Origin of the sequence: Streptomyces sp. NPDC127038 (assembly GCF_042725875.1) — a bacterium.
Classification (GTDB): domain Bacteria; phylum Actinomycetota; class Actinomycetes; order Streptomycetales; family Streptomycetaceae; genus Streptomyces.
Genome location: NZ_JBHXDQ010000006.1, coordinates 114,279 through 136,255 on the forward strand (window position 1 = coordinate 114,279; position 21,977 = coordinate 136,255).

Consider the following 21,977-nt stretch of genomic DNA (forward strand, 5'->3'; position numbering starts at 1 on the left):
CCATGTCGTGCAAAGGGCGGTCTCTCACTTGACGCCGGGGGTGGGCAGCGGGTTGCGGCAGGAACCGCACGCCGTGGGGCCGCTGTGGACCCAAGCATGTTGCACCGGACTGTGGATGACGTTGGGAAGCACATCGGTGCAGAACTCGCCGGTCGTGCCGGCAGCCACCATGACGAAGGCGTACGCATCACCGGCTACACGGGCGAGATCACCGGCTGCAACCAGACCACCGAGTGCACCGTCACGCAGCTCAAGGCCGCCCTCAACGACGGCGGCGACAAACCGACCGCCCGACACCGTCGGCGTCAGCAAATTCTTCACCCAGGCGTTCCGAGGAGCGGTCAGGAGGAGCCCCCCCCGGCGGTACGGCGTTCCCGCACCGCGACGCGCTCTTCTCCTCCGAGCCCGGCGCCGGCTGGGGGCCCCGATCCGGCCAGCCGGGCATCTGTGACCCGCTCACCCCGCGGGCCCAGGCCTGGATCGCCGCGTTCAGCCAGGCCCTGCGCCCCTTCGTGGACGGCGCCTACGTCGATCTGCCGAACGTCCCCATGCAGGACGGGGAATCCGCGTACTGTGGTGACAACGTCGACCGGCTGCGCGAGATCAAGGTGAAGTACGACCCGCACAACGTGTTCCAGTACGACCAGAGCATCCCGCCCGCGTCCCACTGACCAGGCGCGGACAGCTCCTTCGAGAGCTCAGACGGAGGGCGTATCCCGGCCATCGTCGAGGTGCGCCTCTCGCCTCTCGCCCCCGGGGCCGCCGGATGTCCCGGAGGCCGACGAAAAGGCGCCTTCACGTTTGCTCCTTCGTGGGAAACACGTACTCGTCGAGGACGAGACCGACGGCGACGGCCGCCGGGATGGCGACGAGGGCGCCGATGATGCCGAGGAGCGCGCCGCCGACCAGCACCGCGAGGACGGTGACCAATGGGTGCACGTCGACCGCGAACTTCATGGCCCGGGGCACGATGAGGTAGTCCTCGGCGACCCGGAAGACAATGTAGAAGACCGCGGTCGCGATCGCGATCGGCAGGGACACGGACAGCGCCACGAGGCTGACGACGATGCCGGCGAGCGTGGAGCCGACGATCGGAATCAGGTCCATCAAAGCGGTGAAGATGCCCAAGGCGGCTGCGTAGGGGACGCCGAGGCCCACGCACCAGGCGAAGGTCGCCAGGCCGGCGATACCCGAGGTCACGAGGTTGCCGAGCATGAACTTCCCGATGCGATTCATGATCTCTTCGGCCACGCCCTCGACGCGTTCGCGCCGGCTCGCGGCCACGAAGCGGTAGCAGAACTGTTTGATGGCCGGCAGGGCCGCCATGCAGTACAGGGTCACCGTGATCACGATCGCCGTGGACGTGAGGGTACTCAGGACCATCTGTCCTGCGCCCAGGACGCCCCCCGCCAGGCCCGTCGCTCCGTCTCCCGAGCCGATCTGCTGCTTGGCCTTCTCGACCACGTGGTAGCGGTCCTCCAGACGGCCGAGCGTCGACTGGTGGTCGTGAACCTGCTGCAACCAGCCGGGCACCGCGTCGACCAGTGCCGACACTTCGTTGGTCACCGGCGGAATGACCAGGGCCAGGAACCCTCCAAGTACCACGATGAACCCCGTCAGCACGATCGCGACGGCCCAGCCGCGCCGCAGACCCCGGCGCGTGAACCACGCGACGAGCGGTTCCAGACTGATGGCGACGAACACGGCCAGCAGCAGCAAGGTCAGCATCGAACTGACCCGCAGCACGGTCTGCACGGCCAGCCACGCGAGACTCGCGCCGAGGCCCAGACCGAAGCCCACCGTCACCCACGACCGTCCGCGCCGGCGGCGTGGATCCCGGCGCGGCGGCTCCTGAGGGGCCTTCAGGGACGTGTCCACGGCGCCCGCAGGCCCGGAATCGGAGCCCTGTACACCCGCCTTTTCCACCTCACGGTGCTCTTGCCGAACGGACTCGGGCCCGGCCCCGGACTGCCCAGACATCGCGACGCCTCTCCTTGACTGCCTCGAACAGGCATGGGCGTGTCGCCCAGGACGCTCCTGAGCCCCTCTCACACCCTGTGCCGCCGCCCACGAGGACTTCGCCCGAGACGCGTTGCGGCAGGGAACCGGTTACCCAGAGATTCCGCTCCTACCGCGTCCTTGCCCCGCCCGGTGCGCCGTGAGCCGATCGGGCCACGGTCAGAGTCGAATGTCGTGGCGTGATTCAGGGAGCTCCGCAGCTGGCGGTCCCGCCGGGGCAGGTGACGCTGTCGTTGGATGTCGCGCCGACGATCACCAGCACCAGGACGATGAGAGCCAGGATGATCCAAGGAACGTTGTCCGCGGCCCAACTGCCGTGCTCGCGAGCAGGTTTCGGAGTGCTCGTCTGTGAGTTCGCATCGTCGCGCGCGGGCTCCGCTTCCGGCCCGCCGTGCCCCGCTGTCGCCATCGCGTCACCCGCCGTCGTGGTCCTCCTCACGATGACACGGCAACGAAGGTCACCCGTCAAGCCCCGTGCCGTGCCGTCCGGGCACATTGTCCGGCCCCTGCTGGTCGCCGCCGCTCCACAGGTCTGGCTTGATTCATCCGTGGCCGCGGTTTCCGCTTTCCCCGGGCCTTCAGCAGCAGTACGGCGATGTCGTCGGTCGGCTGACCATGGGGCCAGGAGTGGTGGATGAGCTCGTCGACGAGCCGAGCCGGCCGCGAGGGACCCGCAAGAAGCTGTGCGAGCCCGCTCGTCATCCGGTCGAGGTCGGTTCCGGGCACCTCGACCAGTCCGTCCGTGTACAGGGCGAGGATCGTCCCGGAGGCATCGGGACCGTGATGATCGGGTACGGGAGGTCGACGCCGATGCCGAGCCACGGACCCGGCTCGATCTCCAGCCTACCGGGACGCTCCCCGGGACGGTGGAGCAGAGGTGGCACGTGGCCCGCGCGGGCCAGGCACATCTGCCCGCGAGCGAGGTCGATGTGCGTGTACAGGCAGGAGACGAGGAGATCGGGCTCCAGGTCGGCGAGAACGCGGTTGGTGCGGGACAGCACTTCGTCGGGACGCGCGCCCACGCTGGCGTGGACGGCCGTACGGACCTGTCCCATCAGCGCGGCGGCCGCCATGTTGTGGCCCTGGACATCACCGATGACGGCCGCCGCTGTCGATGCGTCGAGCCGTATGAGGTTGTAGAAGTCGCCGCCCACGTCCATGACGTGCCCGGCGGGGAGATAACGCGCCGCCACCTCCGGGCCGCTGAGGGTGGGCAGACGGCGCGGGAGGAGTGCCTGCTGGAGCGTACGTGCCAGGTCGAGCTTGGCGCCGTAGAGCAGCGCTCGGTCGAGGGCCTGGGCGAGGAGTCCGCCCAGTGACGTGAGGACGGCCCGGTCGTCGGCCGTGAACGTATGAGGACGGCTGTAGGTGAGGATGCAGCATCCGACAGGGCGGGCATCGCTGACGAGCGGGAGGAAGGCCCAGGAATGCTTGCCGCTGATCCGTGGTGCGGCGGGATAGTCGCGGGCGAGCTCGTCGTGGTCGGAGAAGAACAGCGGGACCCCTCTGAGCAGCGCCTCGCCCGCCGGCGTCAGGCCTGTGCCCACCGGAAGGCCGCCGAGGCGTTGGATGGTGTCCGGGTCGTAGCCATGGTGGCCCGTGATCCGCAGGCGCCCGGCGTCCGCCGCGGACAGGACCATGCCGACCGCCCCGAACGCGGGCAGGATCTGGACGGCGACCAGGTCGACGACGTCCTGCACACCGACCACGTCGGTCAGGGTCGTCGCGAGGTGCACGAGCTGCTACAGACGTCCGACGGACGCCCCGGTCGCGGCCGGGGAGACCGTCCTGGGCGGGTCGCCGGTTCTGAACCGCGCGCGGTGCCACGGACGCTGATACCGCTCGAATCGGGGTGGAGCTCGATGTCGAGCCAGGTGTCCGGCGGCCGTAGAACGGTGAAACCGACGGACTCACGCGTTCACACACTGGAGCACGCTTTCCGCCGGCGTACAGTCTTCCAGCGCGCCGAAGACCGCACGAGTGGCGGCCTGCTCGTCGCCGAGCGAGACCGCCTCCCACAGCTGGTCGATCCGGTGCTCTGGGGAGACGGTGACGGTAGGGGTCATGCGGTGAACCTGCCCCGATCAAGGAACAGATTTGGTCTATCTCCTGGGTCATGCGGCCGCGATTGTGAACACATGAGCGATCGCAAGACTCCGAGGCCTGCACCCAGTCGCAAGGATGTAGTTGCTCAGTGGCAGGCACTCATCGCCGGCGACGTAACCCGTGAAGCAGTCCATGCTTGGGCCGCCTCGTGGGTCGAAGACGAGGCGGCCTTTCACGTCCCGCCGCTGGTCTTCGGGGCCATGCAGCACCTGCACGGCTTCGACCTGTGCCGGGATCCGTATCGTCCCGGAGTCGTCTTGCACGGCAGCACGAGTGAGAGCGAGTGGGTTCACTCACCCGACGAAATCGCTGGTGCCTCCGCCCGATGGCAGGGCAGGTGCAATCTCCAGGACGCGGATCCGCAGTCTGAGTATGACAAGCGCGGCTACGTCTTCCTCGGCACCGTCACCGCAGCCACGCTGGTCATCTGGCTTCGATCGTGAAGTTCTCGTGTCGAGGGCCTCGCCGGTTCCCCGGCTCCCCGCCTGGACGAGCGCTCTCAGCATTGCGCATTGAATTCCTGGTGGTTGGTCAGGCAGTGGTGGAGCTGGCCGAGCATGCGGTTGAACAGATTGCGCAGGGCCGCGTGATAGCGGTCACTGGTCTCCCGGCGGTGGTTGTAGTGGCATGGGCGCCAGGTGAGGCGGTCAGTGCCGCATCCCTCTTGTCGAAGCACTCACGGTGCTGCTTACAGACGAGACGTCCCGTCCGGCCCCTGCCTAGGCTGACCAACGGCCAACTCACGTGCCTATTAGGCCTACAGAAACCGCCCCTGCCGTGAGTACCTGCGACGCCTGAAGCCATCGCCTTCAACTCATCAACCCCACTCGCGGCAGCTGCTTGACCCGAAAACTGCATGGGGTGTCTTGTCCGCAGCAACGCTGTCAGGCTTCTTGCGAGGCCTGCCCGGCCCCAGGCGGGGAACGCGGATCTTCTCAAACACCGTCTTGAACTGGGGACTGTCACCTCGCTGTCCGGCGGTGACGATCAGAGACAGCGGGCGGCAACGTCCGTCGGCGCTCAGGTGGATCTTGCTGGTGAAGCCACCCGCGAGCGGCCCAAACCCTCACCTCCTGCACCACCTCCGCCAGCGGGCCGACCAGGCTCTGCCACGGCGGTTCGGCCTGGTGTTCCGGTGCCTCGTTCTCCATACGTACGCTGTGTTGTCTCACCTCGTGTCGCGGCTGAGGGAGCGAAGTGGCGTACGAATGGCGGCTGTTCCGGGGCAGTGATGGCGGAGCGCCCCCAGCCGACTGGCCCGGTGGGACGATCTGGAGGCGCGTGAACGCGCACTGCGGCTGCGTGAGCGGCAGCCGATCCTCGTTTCGCCGGAGGGTGGGGTCGCCTCACGGTTGACGGGCTGGTGCCGCGCCCGGTCGGCGCCGGGAGGCTGCTGGGTGGGTGGCTTCCGGGACAGCCCCGGACCGGAGGACTTGTGCCGGGCCTTGGTGGCCGCGCCGGCCGCGTAGCGCCGCGCTCCGGCGGCTGAACCGGCCGTCACCGCGACGAGGCAGGTCACGGTGGAATGGTGAGAAGACGCCCGACGCGGTCGGGAGGCCGCTTGCCGCTCCAGGAGGCGTGGCGCTCCCCCTGGCCGACTTCGTCATCCGCCCCGCTGCACGGTGCCTGATCCGTCACCTTCCGCCGCCACGGCAGCCCGCACCCGCTGCTCCTCGCGAGCAGAGACGACATCCCGTTCCAGGGGGGTGCGACTCACGGCCGTCGCGAGGTCTTCCAAGGCCCGTTTCTGCAACTCCGCCTCGCGCCGCACGACCGGGCTCCGGTTGCCGGCGGCAGCGTCCTGCCACGCGAGGAGCGCCTTCTCCACACGCTCCCAGTCTGGATTCCTGTGCTCGCGCACGTCGACTGCTGCCTTCGCGGTGTCGGTCTCCAGGGCCTCGGCGAGCCGCTGCGCCTCGGGGACGAAACGGCTGTCGGCCTGTGGGACGTGGCTCTCCATGAGCATCACCGCCCGGCCGAACCCCTTCAGCGCCTTTTGCGCCTCCTCCGCCTCACGCGACGTCAGACCCCTTGGGCGGACCGGTTCCTGCCTTGCCCGGTTGTATGTCTCCTGCCAGGCGGCACGTGCCTCCCTGCTCGCCAGTAGTGCCCTGCGCAGGTCGGCGTGATGCTCCTGGGTCGGTTCGGCGTAGCTGCGGAGCACCGCGGCCGCGTAGCGGCCGTTGGCGGCGAGCCAGTCCGCAAGCCGGCCCGGCAGCCGGGGCGTCTCCCACGCGGGGAACACGACGTAGGCCAGCATGGCCAGGGCCCCGCCGAGCAGGGTGAGCACGACCCGCTCCGGGACAGTCTGCTCCCATGTCTGGCCGCCCATGCCGAGCAGGAAGACGACGTACGCGGCGGTGAAGCACTGGGAGTAGGCGTAGCCGGTACGGAGCATCATGTACGACAGGCCCGCGAAGACCACCGCCAGCGCGCCGAACATATGGGCGTCCGGGCCCAGGGCCCGCACCATCCCAGTGGCGAGCGCAACCCCCGCCAGGGTCCCGGCAAGACGGGCCACCGCGCGCGCGTACGTCCGGTGGAAGTCCGGCCGCATCACCATCACCGAGGCGATGGGCGCCCAGTAGCTGTGGCCCAGGGGCAGCAGGGCGGCGATCAGGTAGCCGAGCGTGGCCACTGCCGCCAGGCGGACGGCGTGCCGGAACACGGGCGAGTCCCGGCGGAGCTCGCGGCGGACCGCCTGGGCGACGACCGGGACAAGCCGGAGCATTGTCGGGCGCACCAGGAACTGAGCGCCGGCAGGGCCGGGCGGCGTTGGCGTCTTCTCGGGCGCATCGCCGCTTCCGGCGATCTCCAGCGCCTCGCCGAGCAGTTGTACGAGCTGCTCGGCCGTTTGCCGCGGGGGCCCCTCCAATACCTCGTGCTCCTCGTTGATACGCAGGACGGCCGTGCTCCTGGTCGGCACCTCGGCGGGAGTGCCGTGCCGGATCGAACGGGCGGCCGCATCCAGGACGTCGGCGGCCGCGTCGAGCAACTCCCGCGCGCGGTCCCGCCCGGGTCCCTCCGCCGGGGCGCCGACGTAGGGGTCGGCGAGCGCGGCGATGACCGGCCGAATACGCTCGGCGAGTCCTCGGGGGCCGTGCAGGACAGGGGGACGGGTGCGGGCCTGTGATGGCGTCACGGCGGCCGCGTCCCGGGCCGTCATCAACGGCTCCGGGTCGAACGGGGCCGTCGGGTCGTGCCGCAGCCGGCGGGCGTAGTCCGCCAGTGCGGCGAGGGCGTCGGCGAGCGCGTCCCGATGCGCCCCCCAACGGCGGATCGGGAACAGTAAGATCAGCACGGCTTGTACCACGCCCCCGAGCGCGATGACCCCGGCGTGCTCCAGGGCTCGCCCGACGCTCGTGGGTAGGGTGATGGTCACCAGCATGCTGCCGACGGTCGTCGCTGCGACGATCCCAGCGGTCGGTCCGACGGCCCAGGCCATCCCCGCGGCGAAGGCCCATACGGCCAGCAGCGGGAGGAACGTCACGAGTCGTCCCGCGGCCAGGTAGCCCACGAAGGTGCTGAGCGCCAGACCGGCGCCGGCGCCGAGCGCGATCACCTTGCGCGGACGCCAGGTGCGCTGGAAGGTGGCCCCACCCGCGGAGTAGGCACCGAGGGCGGCGGACGCGGCGTACGCAGGGGAGACGAGCCATAGTGCCGGCCCGACGACGATCGCCACCCCAGCGGCCGTGCGCAGCGCGAGCAGGAACTCCAGTCGCGTCTCCTCGATCGTGAGCCCGGATCGCACGACCTCGCCGAAGACCCGCAACCACGTCACGGTGTGAGCCTAGCCGGACCACCTTGCCGGGGCATTTCGGTCTAGTCGGGGTGCGGCAACCTTCGGGCAGGGAAAGCCTGACGCACACCCCGCGAACAGGCCCGCGGCCGCAGCCGCTGGATGGCGTGCAGCCATTGCGGACGCTGCTGAGCGGCCGCCGTCCGTCCAGAGCCGCGAAACGACTACGCACCCGATCGATCAGCGGAGTCTTCGTACGCGGACGGCCACCGACGGCCACCAGCCACCGACGAATCTCAGACTGGGGTCTCCAGCTAGTCGCCGTCGTTGTCTTGGAGCATTTGGCGGCGCTCCTGTTCGCGCTTGGAGTACGCGGCTGCCCGGATCGCCTCGTCGCTCTCCAACCCTGATCCCAGCGCCCCGCCCACCGTGGCGACCGAGGCGACGAACCAGGACAATGTCCAGTATTCCGTGGCGTCAAGCGGGGTTCGTGTCGTGGAGGCGAACACTTGGCCGTTGAGGATGAACAGGGCCCAGGCCAAGTTGATGACGATCAGCCCCGCGTAGCAGACGAGAACCCCGATGCCCACGGTCATGACCGTCGAGGCGTTGTAGAGCCTCGCCTTCTGCCTCGCTTCCTTCGAGGCCTCTGCCGATCGATGCCACAGCTGCGCGTCCACGATCAGCCAGCCGCTCATGAGCGCGACGGACCCGACCGCGGCGATCACGAGGCGTGGCGCGCTTAGGGACTCGGCCAGGCTCCAGATGGTGGAGTTCACCGTGGCGGCTACTCCCGTGGCGAGTGCGGCCGCCAGGGCCTTCGACAAGCCCGGCACCAGCCGCCACGGCCGGTTGGCGCGGACCATACCGAGGAGCACCCTGAGGTAACCGCGCGGTCCGCTGACGACATACCGAAGATCAGCGGTCTCCTCCTCACCGACCTGGCCCGGGTGAATAGGCGCGAGGCGACTGACGAAGGGCCCTAGAAGCGGCTGACTCCGAGGAAGTCCCTCAGCCCCGGTGGCCCGGGGGCCCGCCAGGCTGAGCACGGCTTCTTCCACGGCCCGCCGGGCTCTCGTCTGCAGACGCAAGCCCCCCAGCGGAGGAAGGGACAGCAGGGCCAAGCCGTGTTCGTGACTCAGATCCAGAACGAGCTTGCGCCCGTGTGAGTGCAGCGGAAGGTCGGTGAGGGCCACGACGATGTCCCAACTCTCCGCTCTTCCGCGGTCCATGATCCGGCGCATCAAGGTGGGCTGGTCCTCGGTCCCTGCGGTGAACGGCTCACTGACCACCTCGACGTCGAACCGTCGCCCCTGGCCTGACTTGTCGGCGAGCCGAGCGGGAAGTATCCGTGCCATGCGCTGCGCGATCTCCGTGGGCGCGTCCGGATCCGACAGGAGAGCCACGACCGTAACGCCCTGAGACGACACCCGCATGACTCCCTCTCGCCGGCTGCCCCCGCGATCGCTCGTACGCCCAGGATGCCCCCCGAGGCATCGCCGACGCCGCGGGACACGCTGGCCCCTGCCGGCAGGGGCAAGGCGGTCGGTCAGGTCTCCCGGTCCTCCCCACACAGGGCCTGTTCCACCCCGGGCCACGGTTGCGTGCGCCACCGGGAGGCGAGCCACCGCGTTCGCGAAGGGGGCCGGCAGCAGAACAGGCCAAGGCCCCGACTGGTTCGGGGGATCCCCAGCCGGGGCCGATCGAGGGTGGGCGCGACGGGGACACAGTTCCCTTCGCGCCCACGCTCGGATCAACGGTGAAGCCCCCCTCGAAGGTTCCCTGAGAGCGCCTCGTACCGGGATTCTCCGGACGCTCGTGTGAGCGGGGCCAGGTGTCGGCGCCTGCCGCGCGGTTCCCGGCACGATCAGGTAATCAGGAATGGTGAACAAGGATGCGACCGACACCTTCGTGCATGTCCGGGGCGCCAGTGAGAACAACCTGCGCAACGTCTACGTCGACGTTCCGCGGGACGCGATGGTCGCTTTCACCGGCGTCTCCGGTTCGGGCAAGTCCTCGCTCGCGTTCGGCACGCTCTACGCGGAGGCCCAGCGGCGCTACTTCGAGTCCGTGGCACCGTACGCCCGAAGGCTGTTGCAACAGGTCGGCGCACCGCACGTGCAGGAAATCACCGGACTGCCACCGGCCGTGGCCCTGCAGCAGCGACGCGGGTCGCCCAGTTCGCGCTCGACGGTCGGCACCATCACCACGCTGTCCAATCTGCTGCGCATGCTGTACTCCCGCGCCGGCACCTATCCTCCCGGAGCCGCACGGCTGGAGGCCGAGTCATTCTCACCCAACACCGCGGCCGGCGCCTGCCCGGAGTGCCACGGACTGGGCGTCGTGCACGACGTCGCCGAGGACCTGCTTGTCCCGGATCCCTCGCTGAGCATCCGCGAGGGTGCGATCGCCGCCTGGCCGGGCGCCTGGCAGGGCGCCAACCTGCGCAGTGTCGTGAACGGTCTGGGGATCGACATCGACCGACCGTGGCGCAGGCTCAGGAAGAAGGACCGGGACTGGCTGCTATATGCGGACGAACAGCCCTCCGTGTACATCGAGCCGGAGGAGGACCGCGTCGACTACGGCTACCAGGGCAAGTTCTGGAGCGCCCGCAAGCACGTCATGCACGTCCTCGCCGATTCCAAGAGCGAGAAGATGCGCGAGCGGGCGCTCCGGTTCGTCAGGAGTGTGCCCTGCCCCGCCTGTCACGGCAGCGGACTGCGGCCCGAGGCACTCTCCGTCACCTTCGCGGGACGTTCCATCGCCGAGATCAACGCGATGCCCCTCACCGAGGTCGTGGCGCTGCTGCGGCCCGTCGCGGAGCGGTCCGAGGCCGACGCCACCACGTCGACCGCCCGATCCGGGGAGACGACCGAGGTCGCGGTCCGGATCTGCGGCGATCTGGTCGCGCGGGTCGAGGTACTGCTCGACCTGGGCCTGGGATATCTCAGCCTCGGGCGCCGCTCGACGACCCTGTCGCCCGGCGAGGCGCAGCGCCTGCGGATCGCCACCCAGCTGCGCTCAGGGCTGTTCGGCGTCGTCTACGTCCTCGACGAACCCTCCGCGGGCCTGCACCCGGCCGACGCGGAACCGCTGCTGGACGTGCTGGACCGCCTCAAGGCAGCGGGCAACTCACTGTTCGTCGTGGAGCACGACATGGACGTCGTACGACGAGCGGACTGGGTGGTCGACATCGGCCCCGGCGCGGGCGAGGGCGGCGGACGCGTGCTGTACAGCGGCCCGGTCGCCGGTCTCGAGCGGGTCGGGGAGTCGGCCACGAGCCAGTACCTGTTCGGGCGCGCCCAGCCGCTCGAGCACCGCCCGCGCACACCGTACGGCTGGCTGCACCTGCGCGGCGTCTCCCGCCACAATCTGCACGACGTGTCCGTCGACGTACCGCTGTGCGTACTGACGGCGGTGACGGGCGTGTCCGGTTCCGGGAAGTCGACGCTGGTGACGCAGGTGCTTGCCGAGGTCGTGCGCGGCCACCTCGGACTCGCACCCGAGGAGCCCGACGAGGCGCAGCTGGAGGTCGACGTCCAGGACGCGTCGGGGGTCGAGTCCTTCGACCGGCTGGTCCTGGTCGACCAACGGCCCATCGGCCGGACTCCCCGGTCCAACCTGGCCACGTACACGGGGATGTTCGACGCGGTGCGCAAGCTGTACGCGGCGACGGACGAGGCCAGGGCCCGCGGCTACTCGGCCGGGCGGTTCTCCTTCAACGTGCCCGAAGGGCGGTGCGAGACCTGCCAGGGCGAAGGATTCGTCGCGGTGGAACTGCTGTTCCTGCCCGGCGCCTACGCGCCGTGCCCGACCTGCCAGGGCGCCCGGTACAACGCCGAAACGCTGGACGTCACCTACCACGGCAAGACCATCGCGGAAGTGCTGGCGCTGTCCGTCGACGCCGCCGCCGAGTTCCTGTCCGCCGTCCCGGCCGCCTCCCGCAGTCTGGAGACGCTGCGCGAGGTGGGACTGGGGTACCTGCGGCTGGGGCAGCCCGCGACGGAACTCAGCGGTGGTGAGGCGCAACGCATCAAACTGGCCACCGAACTCCAGCGAGCCCGCCGCGGGCACGCGCTCTACCTGCTCGACGAGCCGACGGCGGGGCTGCACCCCTCGGACATCGCGCTGCTGCTGCGACAGCTGCACCGGCTCGTCGACGCCGGCAACACGGTCGTTCTCGTCGAGCACGACCTGGACACGATCGCCACCGCCGACTGGGTCATCGACCTCGGTCCGGGCGGCGGCGACGCGGGCGGGCGGGTGGTCGCGGCGGGCCCGCCGGCCAAGGTCGCGAGGGCCCGCCGCAGCGCCACCGCGCCCTATCTCGCGACCCGGCTCGCGCGCTCCTGACGACGGCGCGGGGGCCTGAGCACCGACGGAGGCGTCGGCGACCCGGCGGTCCACGGGGAAGGGCGACTGCTACAGCAGTCGGTCGAACACGGCGGTCGCACCCTCCCAGTGGCTGGTCTGCGGGTTCTTCAGGTCCGGATACATGACTTTGAACGTCTCGGCGAGGGCGACGCTGAGACCGCCGATGATCTCGGGATAGCGCTCTTCGGTCTCCTGCGTGGGCGTCCTGTCGAGGGGAGGGTGCGTGGCGAGCTGTTCCAGGATCGGCTTCAGGTCGACCTCCTCGTCGAGCCGCCGGAACCGGTGGACGCTCTCCTGGAGGCCCTTGGTGATCGGTAGGTCCCACGGTTCGACGGTGTCCCGGCCGTTGGCCTTGGCCGATGCCTGGCCGACGACCAGGAGGTCGTAGAGCTTGGCGTCGACGAAGTCGCCGTACCGCTTCAGGTCGTTCTTGTCCACGTCGAGGCCTGCGGCGGCGCGGAAGAACCTCTCGAACTTCGACACACCCATCACGGTCATGCCTCTCGCCTCCTCACCGGGAACGGACGGCGCCGTTCGCTCCCGCCGCGCCGCCATCGGGTATTACCCGGTCGAGATTCGCAGAGCCCCCTGCTGAGAGCCTCCGCACTCCAGGCTGAAAAAGGGCGCCCCCTCCTGCCCTGGCAGAGCAGCCTGAAATGCGTGGTCATCACTGAACATCGGCGGCACGGCCCAGCCCCGCAGCGACCGGCCGATGATCTACCCGTGGTCTGTCGGGCTGCACCACAGCAGGGCGTCCGCGACCCGTTCGGTGTCCGCGAACCGACGGGGCGGACGCAAAGATCCAGCACTAGGACGTGAGGAACGGAAGAGCCGGCCGCTCGAGGTCGATCACCAACACCTTCAGAGCATCTCCAGGGGCGTGGGCCCGCTCGGTGGCGGAAACGCCTCGTCGAGGGCGTCGAGCGCCTCGGGGGGAAGGCGGAGGTCCACCGCGCCGCGGTTCTCCCGAACGTGGTCGGGTGATCCGGAACGCGGGATCGCGGCCACCCCCTGCTCCAGCACTCAGGCGAGTTCCACCTGGGCCGGCGTGGCTCCGAGGTCCCGGGCCACCGCATGCAGTGCCTCGGCCTCCAGGACCCGTCCCTGCTCGATCGGGGAGTAGGCCATGGCCGTCACCCCGGCCTGGCGGCACCAGGGGAGCAGATCCCACTCGATGCCACGCCGGGAGAGGTTGTACAGCACCTGGTCGACGGCCACCGCGTCGCCACCGGGGAGAGTGGTCAGCCCGGTCATGTCGGCCACGTCCAGATTGCTCACGCCCCAGTAACGGATCTTCTCCGCCGCCAGCAGGTCGGTGAATCCCGCGAGGGTCGCTTCGAGTGGCCACCGTCCCCGCCAGTGCAGCAGGTACAGGTCCAGCCGTTCCGTGCGGAGCCGCCGCAGGCTGCCCTCGCAGGCGGCGACGGTGCCCTTCCGGTCGGCGTGGCCCGGCAGCACCTTGCTGACGAGGAAGATCTCCTCCCGGCGTCCGCGGAGGGCCTCCCCGACGAGTTCCTCGGCTGCGCCGTCGCCGTACATCTCCGCCGTGTCGACGACGGTCATGCCCAGGTCCACGCCCAGCCGCAACGCGGCGACCTCCTGCTCACGCCGGGCCGGATCCTCGCCCAGGTACCAGGTACCAGGTGCCCTGCCCGAGTGCCGCGATCTCCTCACCGGAGGGGAGCGCAATCGTTCCGGCCGATTCCGCAGACATCCCGGGCCTCCCGTCCGCACGGATCCGTGTCACGCGCACGCGCACCGGGTGCCCAGGTACGCACCTTCCAGACAGCCGTGTCGCGTGCGGCCCAGGGAGATCAGGAGGGGCGAGAAGACTACGCCGAGAGCTCGCCCGGACCGGGTGCGCGATCGCGCAACGCGACGATCACCGACACGACGGCGCCGCAGGAGAGGGCCGTCGCGAAGCCGATCATCGCGGTCTGCACGGCGAAGTGCCGCAGGGCGATGCTGAACAGGACGGAGGGCAGTCCCATTCCCAGGTACGCGACGACGAAGAACACGGCGAGGACCCCCGCGCGTGAGGCGGGCTCGGCCACTGCACCGGCACGTTCGACCCCTCCCTTGAATAGCAGCCCGGAGCCGGCTCCCGACAAGGACACGGCGACCAGGTAGAGCCACAGCGCCGGGTGGTAGAGGGCGACGGCGCAGAGGACCAGGCCGACCGGAAAGACCACTGCCCCCACGGTCAGGAGCCGGGGCAGGGGGAGGCGGCCCAGGACCAGCTGGGCGGTCGCCGCGGAACCGAACATGAGGAAGGCGGCCAGGCCGGCCACAAGGTGCGAGTCGGTGTGCAGGGTGCCGTGGAGCACGCTCGCCCCGAGGGAGGAGATCAGGCCGAGGATCGCGAAGGCGAAGGCGCCCAGCGCGCCGGCCGCGCCGAACGCCCGCCGGCCGCCGGGGCGCAGGACGAACCTGCGGGGCGGTTCGGCCGCGGGCAGCTCCAGGTCCACGGTCTCCGGGGTGCACAGCACCAGCGCCAGGCACACCGCCATGGCGAGCGTGAAGATCGCCTGGGTCGTGATTAGGGGCGCGGGAAGCCACTCGGCGGCGGCTCCGGCGATCAGGGGCCCCGAGGCCAGGCCGCCGAGGTTGGCGGCGGTGGCCACGATGCCGGGCAGCACCGAACCCGTCCGGTCCGGACGGACCTCGTGGTGGAGGTCGTGCAGGTACGTCGTCGCGGTCGAGGCCATGAGCCCGAGTCCGACACCGTTCAGGATCCTGCCAGCGATCAGCCCTGGCAGGTCCCGCCACAAGATCAGTACGACCGACGCGACGATGCCGACCAGCAGCGCCGGGACGATGATGCGCCGTCGGCCGAGCCGGTCTGACAGGTGTCCCAGCCCCAGGAAGGCGGCTGCCGCGCCCACGACCATCGAGGCGTACGCCACCGTGACCGTGGTCGCGCCGAAGTGGTCCCGCGCCTCGTACAGCGGCCACAGCGGGGTCGGCGCGGTACCGAAGGCCATCAACACGGTGAAGGCCACCGCCACGAACCAGAAGCCGGTCGTGTGCAAGGCACGGCGCCGGGCGCGGGGCGGCAGTTCGGCGGGAGCGGGTGCAGGGATCCGGTGGGTCGGGTCGTCGAGAGCCTCGGCTGGGGGAAGGCTCAGCGGCGTCGGAACGGCAGGCAGGGGTACCCCTCCTCGGGTGGAAGCGGATGGCGCTCTCCATCTTCCTCACCAGACAGAATCAATGCCAACGAATGTTTCTGCTGAGCTCCAGCAATGCGAGTGATACTTCTCGTGTGGAACTACGTCAGCTGGAGCACTTCATCGCGGTCGCCGAGGAACTGAGTTTCACGCGTGCCGCCCGTCGGCTGCACGTGGTGCAGTCAGGGGTGTCTGCCGCCATCCGCTCACTGGAGCGCGAGCTCGGCTGCGCGCTCTTCGAGCGCACGTCGCAGCAGGTCCGGCTCACCGGGGCGGGCGCGGCACTGCTGCCGGAGGCCCGGGCCACCCTGCACGCCGCCCAGGCGGCCCAGGACGCCGTGCGTGCCGCACAGGACACGCTGCGCGGCACGGTGAATGTGGGCGCCATGGCCTCGGTCGAGGTGGTGGACCTGCCGGCGCTCCTCGGGCAGCTGCACGCGCGGCATCCGGCGATCGACGTCCGGCTGCGGCTGGCGGCGACCGGCTCGGCGGGCCTGGCGCACGCGCTGCTCCGCGGGGATCTGGATGTGGCCTTCCTGTCGCTGCCCGAGCACAAGCCCGCCGGGATCGAGGCACGGGAGCTGGCCACCGTGCCGCTCGTCCTGGTGGTGAGCGCCGCCCATCCGCTCGCGCAGCGGGAGGAGGTGGCGCTCGCGGACCTCGCGGGGGAGCCTTTCGTGGACTTCCCGCCGGGCTACGGCAACCGTGAGGTGGTCGACCGGGCGTTCGCCGCGGCGGGCGTCGTACGCAGGGTGGCGCTGGAAGTGCCCGACATCGACATGGGGGCGGCTCTTGTCCGGCACGGTCTGGGCATCGCCTTCCTGCCCGCGTTCGCCGTTGCCCGCACCCCCGGCCTGCACGTCGTGGACGTCCTGGACACCACGCTTCGCTGGAGCATGCATCTCGGCACGTCGTCGACCCGGCGGCCCAGCTCGGCTCTGCGGGCGCTGCTCGACCTGGTCGACCTCCATGTCATCGCCCTGTGACGACGGTGTCCGGACCAGGCCATCCGTCCCGCTTGCATGAGACGAATCAGCAGGTGTGAGCAGGCCCCGGCGGGGAGCCCGAGGTGCCCCACTACAGGGAGGCATCATGGATGCCCGTGTCACTGCCCAGGGAAGCCCCATCGCCACGGTCAACCCGTACACGGGTGAGAGGATTCGTGAGTTCCCGGCGCTGAGCGCCGAGGAGGTGGAGCGCGCGATCGACGCGGCCCACCGTAGTTTCGCGAACTGGCGTGCACGGTCGGCGGCCGACCGGGCGGCCCTCGTGCAACGCGCCGGTCGGCTCATGAGAGGGCGCCAGGAGGAACTGGCGCACCTGCTGACGCTCGAGGTCGGCAAACTGATCGACTCGAGCCGTGCGGAGGTCGACCTCGCGTCCGACATCCTCACCTACTACGGCGAGCACGGCCCCGAACTGCTGGAAGAACGACCCCTGCCGGTGCCTGAGGGCACGGCTGTGCTGGTGAACGAACCGCTCGGCGTCCTGCTCGGCGTGATGCCGTGGAACTTCCCGCTTTACCAGGTGGCCCGATTCGCGGCTCCCAACCTCGTCCTCGGCAACACGATCCTGCTCAAGCACGCGAGTAGCTGCCCCCAGTCCGCACTGGCACTCGAACAAATGTTCATTGATGCCGGCGTGCCGAGCGGGGTCTACACGAACCTTTTCGTGCGAGGCAGAGACGTCGGGAAGATCATCGACGACTCTCGAGTGCAGGGAGCGTCACTGACCGGAAGTGAGCGAGCGGGCGTGAGCCTGGGCGAGATCACCGGCCGCAATGTCAAAAAGTCCGTCCTCGAACTGGGTGGCAGTGACCCATTCGTCGTGCTGGACGGTCACAACCTCGAGCGCACCGTGTACGCCGCGTTCCTCGGCCGGATGGGCAACACCGGGCAGTGCTGCGTGGCGGCCAAGCGCTTCATCGCCCTTGCCGATGTCCACGATGCCTTCCTCGCCGGGTTGCGTGACCGGATGAGCGAACTGCAGCCGGGAGATCCGGTCGATCCCGCCACCACGCTCGGCCCGCTGTCCTCCGAGGCCGCGGCCGACCTACTGATGGAGCAGGTTCGTGACGCGGCGGACAAGGGAGCCACGGTGGTGCTGGGCGGCGGGCGGCCCGACCTGCCGGGTGCCTTCGTCGAGCCGACCCTGCTCACCGATGTCACACCGGACATGCGGGCCTACCGGGAAGAGCTCTTCGGCCCCGCCGCCACGGTCCACCGAGTTGCCGACGAGGATGAGGCCGTGGCACTGGCCAACAGCTCCCCCTACGGCCTGGGAGGCGCGGTCTTCGCCGCCGACCCGGAGCGTGCTCGCGGGGTCGCGGACCGGCTGGAGGCGAGCATGGTGTGGATCAACCACCCGACCGCGTCCCGGCCGGAGCTGCCCTTCGGCGGCATCAAGCGCTCCGGTTACGGGCGCGAACTCGGCGCCGTGGGCATCATGGAATTCGCGAACCGCAAACTCGAGCGCTACGTGGACGTCGACGCCCCGATCGGAGAGGTGCTGGGCTGAACGACGAGCCGGCCGACGCGACCCGGGCCACGATGCCGCTCGAACGCCGGTATGTCCCGCTCCCGGACACCGGCTGGCCGCGAGGCGTCAGCCCGGTCCTCCCAGCACGATCTTCCACACTCGGGTCGCCACCTGGAGGTTCAGCCGGTCCTCCACGTTCGCGAGGTCGTGGCCGCTGATGTCGCGGATGCGCTGGAGCCGGTAGCGCAGCGTGCTGCGGTGGATCGCGAGGGAGTCGGCGGTCTCGTCGTAGTTGCCGCCGCAGTCGAAGTACCGGGACAGGGTCTCCACCATGGCCGCCTGGTGCTGGGAGTCGTAGTCGATGAGCTGCCCGAGCCACTCCTGGACGAACGTCTCCAGCTCCCGGTAATCGTTGCCGGGGCCCAGGATGCGGTAGAGGCCGAGCTCGTCGAAGAACGTCGTGCCGTAGCGCTCGCGGGAGTGGAGGCGCACCTCCAGGGCGCGCTGCGCCTCCTCGTAGTGGTGGGGGATGTCCTCCAGGGAGTCGCAAGGGGCGCTCACTCCGATCGTCCCGGACCGGGTTCCGGTGTCCCGGGCGAGCGCCTCGTGCAGCGCGCGGGCGTGCGGCCTGTCGCCGGTGATGAGGACGACGTGGTCGGAGCCGCGGGTCAGCAGCGAGCGCATGCCCACCGCAACGGCCGCCCGACTCACGGTCTGCGCGAAGGAATCGTCGGCGGTCCGGTTCGACCACTGCACCACGACGACGTAGTGGCTGCCATGCAGGTCGTGTCCGACTGCCTCGGACCGGGCGTAGGCGCCCGGCTCGTCCGTCCCTGCCAGGAGGTCGTCGGCCAGCTCGCGGTGCAGCCTCACCTCCACTTCGGCCAGATTGCGCTGGTGCGTCAGCTCCTGGGCGAGCGATGCGGCGGCGTGTCTAAGCGCGAGCACGGTGTGCTCGTCGGCCTCGTCTTGTGCATCGACCAGCGCCAGCATGCCCAGGATCTCGCCGTGCGGGCGGATCAGGGTGATCAGCCGGTCTCTTATCCGCACCGGCCCGGCCTCTTTGGCGACGGTGTGCAGCATTTCGTTCTGGCGCACGGGGTCCGGTTCGGGATACGGGACGGGGCAGTCGGGACCGGTCCAGGACCTCAGCCGACCGAAGCGGTCCTCGATCAGCGCGGGAAGTCCGGTAAGCCCGTGTAGTGCGCGGGTGACAGCTTCCTCGCCGCCACCCGAGGCAGCGGCGCCGACCACGAGAGAGTGAACGGCTTGCTCGTAGCCCAGCTCAGCCACCACAGAGATCAGCTGCTGCTGGAGGGCTGTGCGTTCCTCCCGCAGTCGGTGCAGCTCCAGCGCGTCCTCGCGTTGGCGGCGGTGTGCGATGGCCACTGACAGTGCAGCAGCGATGTGCTGGACGAGCAGGGAGAGCAGGGATCGCTCGGCCCTGGTGGGTCGGGAGCGGGAGGTGACCACGAGGTAGCCGTGCAGAGCCCCAGGTCCGCGTAGCCCCAGGGCCCGCCCCCAGGGCCTGCCGGGTACGGTCACGTCGCCGTCCTGCTCGGCCAGCTCCCGCACCCTCCGGCCCACGGCCAAGGCATACGTCTGCCCGTTCCACGGGCTGGGGACCAGATCGCCGCCCACCTTGAGGTATCCGGCCTCGGCGCTGTATGACCCCCCGGCGGCTAGGTGGTCCCTGGCCAGGCGCAGGATCGCGTCTTCGTCCGGGGCGTTGAGCAGGGCGCTAGAGAGCGTGATCAGTTCGTGGAGGGCATGGTCGGCTGGAGGGCGAGCGGGCCGGCGGAGCGCTCTGCGCGCGGCCATGTGGCGCCGTCCGGCGCTGCCCGGGGGAAGGCTGCTCTTCCCGTCGCGGTCGGAGTAGCGGTGGGACAGGCCGTACGCCCGGCTGCTGACCATGGGATCACTCCGTCCGAGGCGTCCGGCTCTCGCGTACCCGCTCCCGAGCCGGCTTACCCGACACGTGTGGGTTCTTTCTCTCTCGTACTCGCAGGGCGACCGGACCCGTGCATTCCTGACTCGCCAGGCGCAGGCGTGGAGATACCCGGTTCATCATCCTGGGAAATGCTCGAGACCCTCCGTCCGCACCGGCGGGAAACCGGCGGAGATCCCCCCTCTGCCTGAACGAAACGTGATCCGGAGAGTCGACGCAGGCGTCGTACCGGGAGGAGTTCCTCATGGCCAAGGCAGTGGGCATCGACCTGGGCACCACCAACTCGGTGATCGCCGTGTGGGAGGGCGGCGAGCCGTCCGTCGTGCCCAACAGCGAGGGCAACCGCACGACACCGTCGGTGGTGGCCTTCACCGACACCGGGGAACGTCTGGTGGGCCAGCTGGCCCGGCGCCAGGCGATCCTCAACCCGAAGGGGACCATCTACTCGGCCAAGCGGTTCATCGGCCGGCACTTCGACGAGATCTCCGACGAGGCCAGGGCGGTGGCGTACGACGTCGTCGAGGGCGACGGCGGGGCGGCCCGCTTCAAGGTGCGCGACAAGCTGTACGCGCCTGAGGAGATCAGCGCACAGGTGCTGCGCAAACTCGCCGACGACGCCTCCAAGCAACTGGGGGAGAAGGTCACGGAGGCGGTCATCACGGTGCCCGCCTACTTCAACGACGCTCAGCGCACCGCCACCAAGGACGCCGGACGGATCGCGGGACTGGAGGTGCTGCGGATCATCAACGAGCCGACGGCGGCGGCCCTCGCGTACGGCATGGACAAGAAGGAGCACGAGACCGTCCTCGTCTTCGACTTGGGCGGCGGCACCTTCGACGTGAGCATCCTCGACGTCGGCGACGGCGTGGTGGAGGTGCGCTCCACCGCCGGTGACAGCCACCTGGGCGGCGACGACTTCGACCGGCGTCTGGTGGACTACCTCGCGGACGACTTCCAGAAGGACAACGGCATCGACCTGCGCAAGGACCCGCAGGCGCTGCAACGACTGTTCGAGGCGGCTGAGAAGGCCAAGACCGAGCTCAGTTCGGTGACGCAGACGCAGGTGAGCCTGCCGTTCATCACCGCCGACGCCTCTGGCCCCAAGCACCTCACCGACTCGATCATGCGGTCCACGTTCGAGCAGATCACCGGCGACCTGGTGGAGCGTTGTCTGGGACCGGTGCAGCAGGCGATGGCCGACGCGAAGGTCGGCGAGAGCGACATCGACGAGGTCATCCTCGTCGGCGGTTCCACCCGCATCCCCGCCGTCCAGAGTCTGGTCCGCCGGCTGACCGGCGGCAAGGACCCCAACATGAGCGTCAACCCCGACGAGGTCGTGGCCCTGGGCGCCGCGATCCAGGCCGGCGTGCTCAAGGGCGAGGTCAAGGACGTCCTGCTGCTCGACGTCACACCCCTGTCGCTGGGCCTGGAGACGCGCGGCGGAGTGATGACGAAGATCATCGAGCGGAACACCACCATCCCGGTGCGCCGCAGCGAGACCTTCTCCACCGCCGAGGACAACCAGCCGGCCGTCGATGTAGTGGTCCTCCAGGGCGAGCGCGAGCGGGCCGCCGACAACCGGGCGCTGGGCCGGTTCCAGCTCACCGACATCCGGCCGGCGCCGCGCGGCGAACCACAGATCGAGGTCACCCTCGACATCGACGCCAACGGGATCCTCGACGTCAAGGCCCGCGACCAGGACACCGGCAAGGAACAGGGCATCACCATCAGCGAGAGCTCCAACCTGGACCGCAGTGAGGTCGACCGCATGGTCCAGGAGGCCGAAAGCAACCGGGGCCAGGACCAGGCACTCCGCGAGGCCGTCGACGCCCGCAACGAACTCGACGCCGTCGCGTACCAGGTCGAGAAGCGCCTCGCCGAACTGGGCGAGGCAGCGCCCGCGCACGAGAAGGCACGCGCCGAGATGCTCGTGTCCGACGCCCGGGCGGCGGTCAAGGAAGAGGCGGGGGTGGAGCGGGTGCGGCCTCTGACCTCCGAACTCCAGCAAGTGCTCGCCGGGCTGACCGCCCACCAGGGCGCCGCCGCCGGCGGTCCCGGCGAGGACGCCGCCGACGGCGGTCCCACGAGCGGCGGTGGCGGGGACGATGATGTCATCGACGCCGAGTTCGACAAGGGCTGAGGCGCG

General features: G+C 69.9%; 14 protein-coding genes and 2 pseudogenes. 6 read left to right on the forward strand and 10 right to left on the reverse strand.

Annotated elements, in window-relative coordinates; genetic code table 11:
* Window positions 1-24: 24 nt before the first annotated feature.
* Complete coding sequence (locus ACFWI4_RS06820) at window positions 25-321, reverse strand: hypothetical protein (protein WP_387191728.1); 297 nt, start codon at window positions 319-321, stop codon at window positions 25-27.
* Window positions 322-512: 191 nt separating this feature from the next.
* Here ACFWI4_RS06820 and ACFWI4_RS06825 point away from each other — a divergent pair, with 191 nt between their 5' ends.
* Window positions 513-671, forward strand: coding sequence for a BBE domain-containing protein (locus ACFWI4_RS06825; protein WP_387191730.1), 159 nt, complete (start codon window positions 513-515; stop codon window positions 669-671).
* Window positions 672-795: 124 nt separating this feature from the next.
* On the opposite strand, the gene ACFWI4_RS06830 is transcribed toward ACFWI4_RS06825, so the two are convergent.
* The 3 genes and pseudogenes from ACFWI4_RS06830 to ACFWI4_RS06840 form a co-directional block, all read right to left on the reverse strand.
* Entirely contained in the window at window positions 796-1,806 is a 1,011-nt protein-coding gene (locus ACFWI4_RS06830; RefSeq protein ID WP_387191732.1) for an AI-2E family transporter, read from the reverse strand.
* A gap of 678 nt (window positions 1,807-2,484) precedes the next feature.
* Window positions 2,485-3,659 (reverse strand): annotated as a pseudogene (locus ACFWI4_RS06835) (PP2C family protein-serine/threonine phosphatase).
* Between the two features lie 270 nt (window positions 3,660-3,929).
* Complete coding sequence (locus ACFWI4_RS06840; protein WP_387191734.1) at window positions 3,930-4,085, reverse strand: hypothetical protein; 156 nt, start codon at window positions 4,083-4,085, stop codon at window positions 3,930-3,932.
* 72 nt (window positions 4,086-4,157) lie between these two features.
* On the opposite strand from ACFWI4_RS06840, the gene ACFWI4_RS06845 reads away from it, so the two are divergent.
* Window positions 4,158-4,568: a hypothetical protein gene (locus ACFWI4_RS06845; RefSeq protein ID WP_387191736.1), complete on the forward strand. Its 411-nt coding sequence runs from the start codon at window positions 4,158-4,160 to the stop codon at window positions 4,566-4,568.
* Window positions 4,569-5,728: 1,160 nt separating this feature from the next.
* On the opposite strand, the gene ACFWI4_RS06850 is transcribed toward ACFWI4_RS06845, so the two are convergent.
* Complete coding sequence (locus ACFWI4_RS06850; protein ID WP_387191738.1) at window positions 5,729-7,906, reverse strand: FUSC family protein; 2,178 nt, start codon at window positions 7,904-7,906, stop codon at window positions 5,729-5,731.
* A gap of 272 nt (window positions 7,907-8,178) precedes the next feature.
* A complete protein-coding gene (locus ACFWI4_RS06855) occupies window positions 8,179-9,270 on the reverse strand; it encodes a hypothetical protein (RefSeq protein ID WP_385392560.1) in 1,092 nt (363 codons plus the stop codon).
* Between the two features lie 475 nt (window positions 9,271-9,745).
* Between ACFWI4_RS06855 and uvrA the strand changes: the two genes are divergently transcribed.
* Complete coding sequence (uvrA, locus tag ACFWI4_RS06860; protein ID WP_387191740.1) at window positions 9,746-12,217, forward strand: excinuclease ABC subunit UvrA; 2,472 nt, start codon at window positions 9,746-9,748, stop codon at window positions 12,215-12,217.
* Between the two features lie 69 nt (window positions 12,218-12,286).
* Here uvrA and ACFWI4_RS06865 read toward each other — a convergent pair whose 3' ends face one another.
* From ACFWI4_RS06865 to ACFWI4_RS06875, 3 genes and pseudogenes are all read right to left on the reverse strand, one after another.
* Window positions 12,287-12,736 carry a DUF1931 family protein gene (locus ACFWI4_RS06865; protein ID WP_387191742.1) on the reverse strand — a complete coding sequence of 150 codons (450 nt, stop codon included), beginning with the start codon at window positions 12,734-12,736 and terminating at the stop codon, window positions 12,287-12,289.
* 363 nt (window positions 12,737-13,099) lie between these two features.
* Window positions 13,100-13,952 (reverse strand): annotated as a pseudogene (locus ACFWI4_RS06870) (aldo/keto reductase).
* A gap of 118 nt (window positions 13,953-14,070) precedes the next feature.
* Window positions 14,071-15,387 (reverse strand): MFS transporter, encoded by a 1,317-nt coding sequence (locus ACFWI4_RS06875; RefSeq protein WP_387191908.1) that lies wholly within the window; start codon window positions 15,385-15,387, stop codon window positions 14,071-14,073.
* A gap of 113 nt (window positions 15,388-15,500) precedes the next feature.
* Here ACFWI4_RS06875 and ACFWI4_RS06880 point away from each other — a divergent pair, with 113 nt between their 5' ends.
* Complete coding sequence (locus ACFWI4_RS06880; protein ID WP_387191744.1) at window positions 15,501-16,391, forward strand: LysR family transcriptional regulator; 891 nt, start codon at window positions 15,501-15,503, stop codon at window positions 16,389-16,391.
* Window positions 16,392-16,497: 106 nt separating this feature from the next.
* On the forward strand, window positions 16,498-17,922 hold the full coding sequence (locus ACFWI4_RS06885) for an NAD-dependent succinate-semialdehyde dehydrogenase (RefSeq protein ID WP_387191746.1): 1,425 nt from the start codon (window positions 16,498-16,500) through the stop codon (window positions 17,920-17,922).
* 87 nt (window positions 17,923-18,009) lie between these two features.
* On the opposite strand, the gene ACFWI4_RS06890 is transcribed toward ACFWI4_RS06885, so the two are convergent.
* Entirely contained in the window at window positions 18,010-19,797 is a 1,788-nt protein-coding gene (locus tag ACFWI4_RS06890; protein WP_387191748.1) for a PucR family transcriptional regulator, read from the reverse strand.
* Between the two features lie 278 nt (window positions 19,798-20,075).
* Between ACFWI4_RS06890 and dnaK the strand changes: the two genes are divergently transcribed.
* Window positions 20,076-21,971, forward strand: a complete 1,896-nt coding sequence (dnaK, locus tag ACFWI4_RS06895; protein WP_387191750.1) for a molecular chaperone DnaK — start codon at window positions 20,076-20,078, stop codon at window positions 21,969-21,971.
* Window positions 21,972-21,977 lie beyond the last annotated feature (6 nt).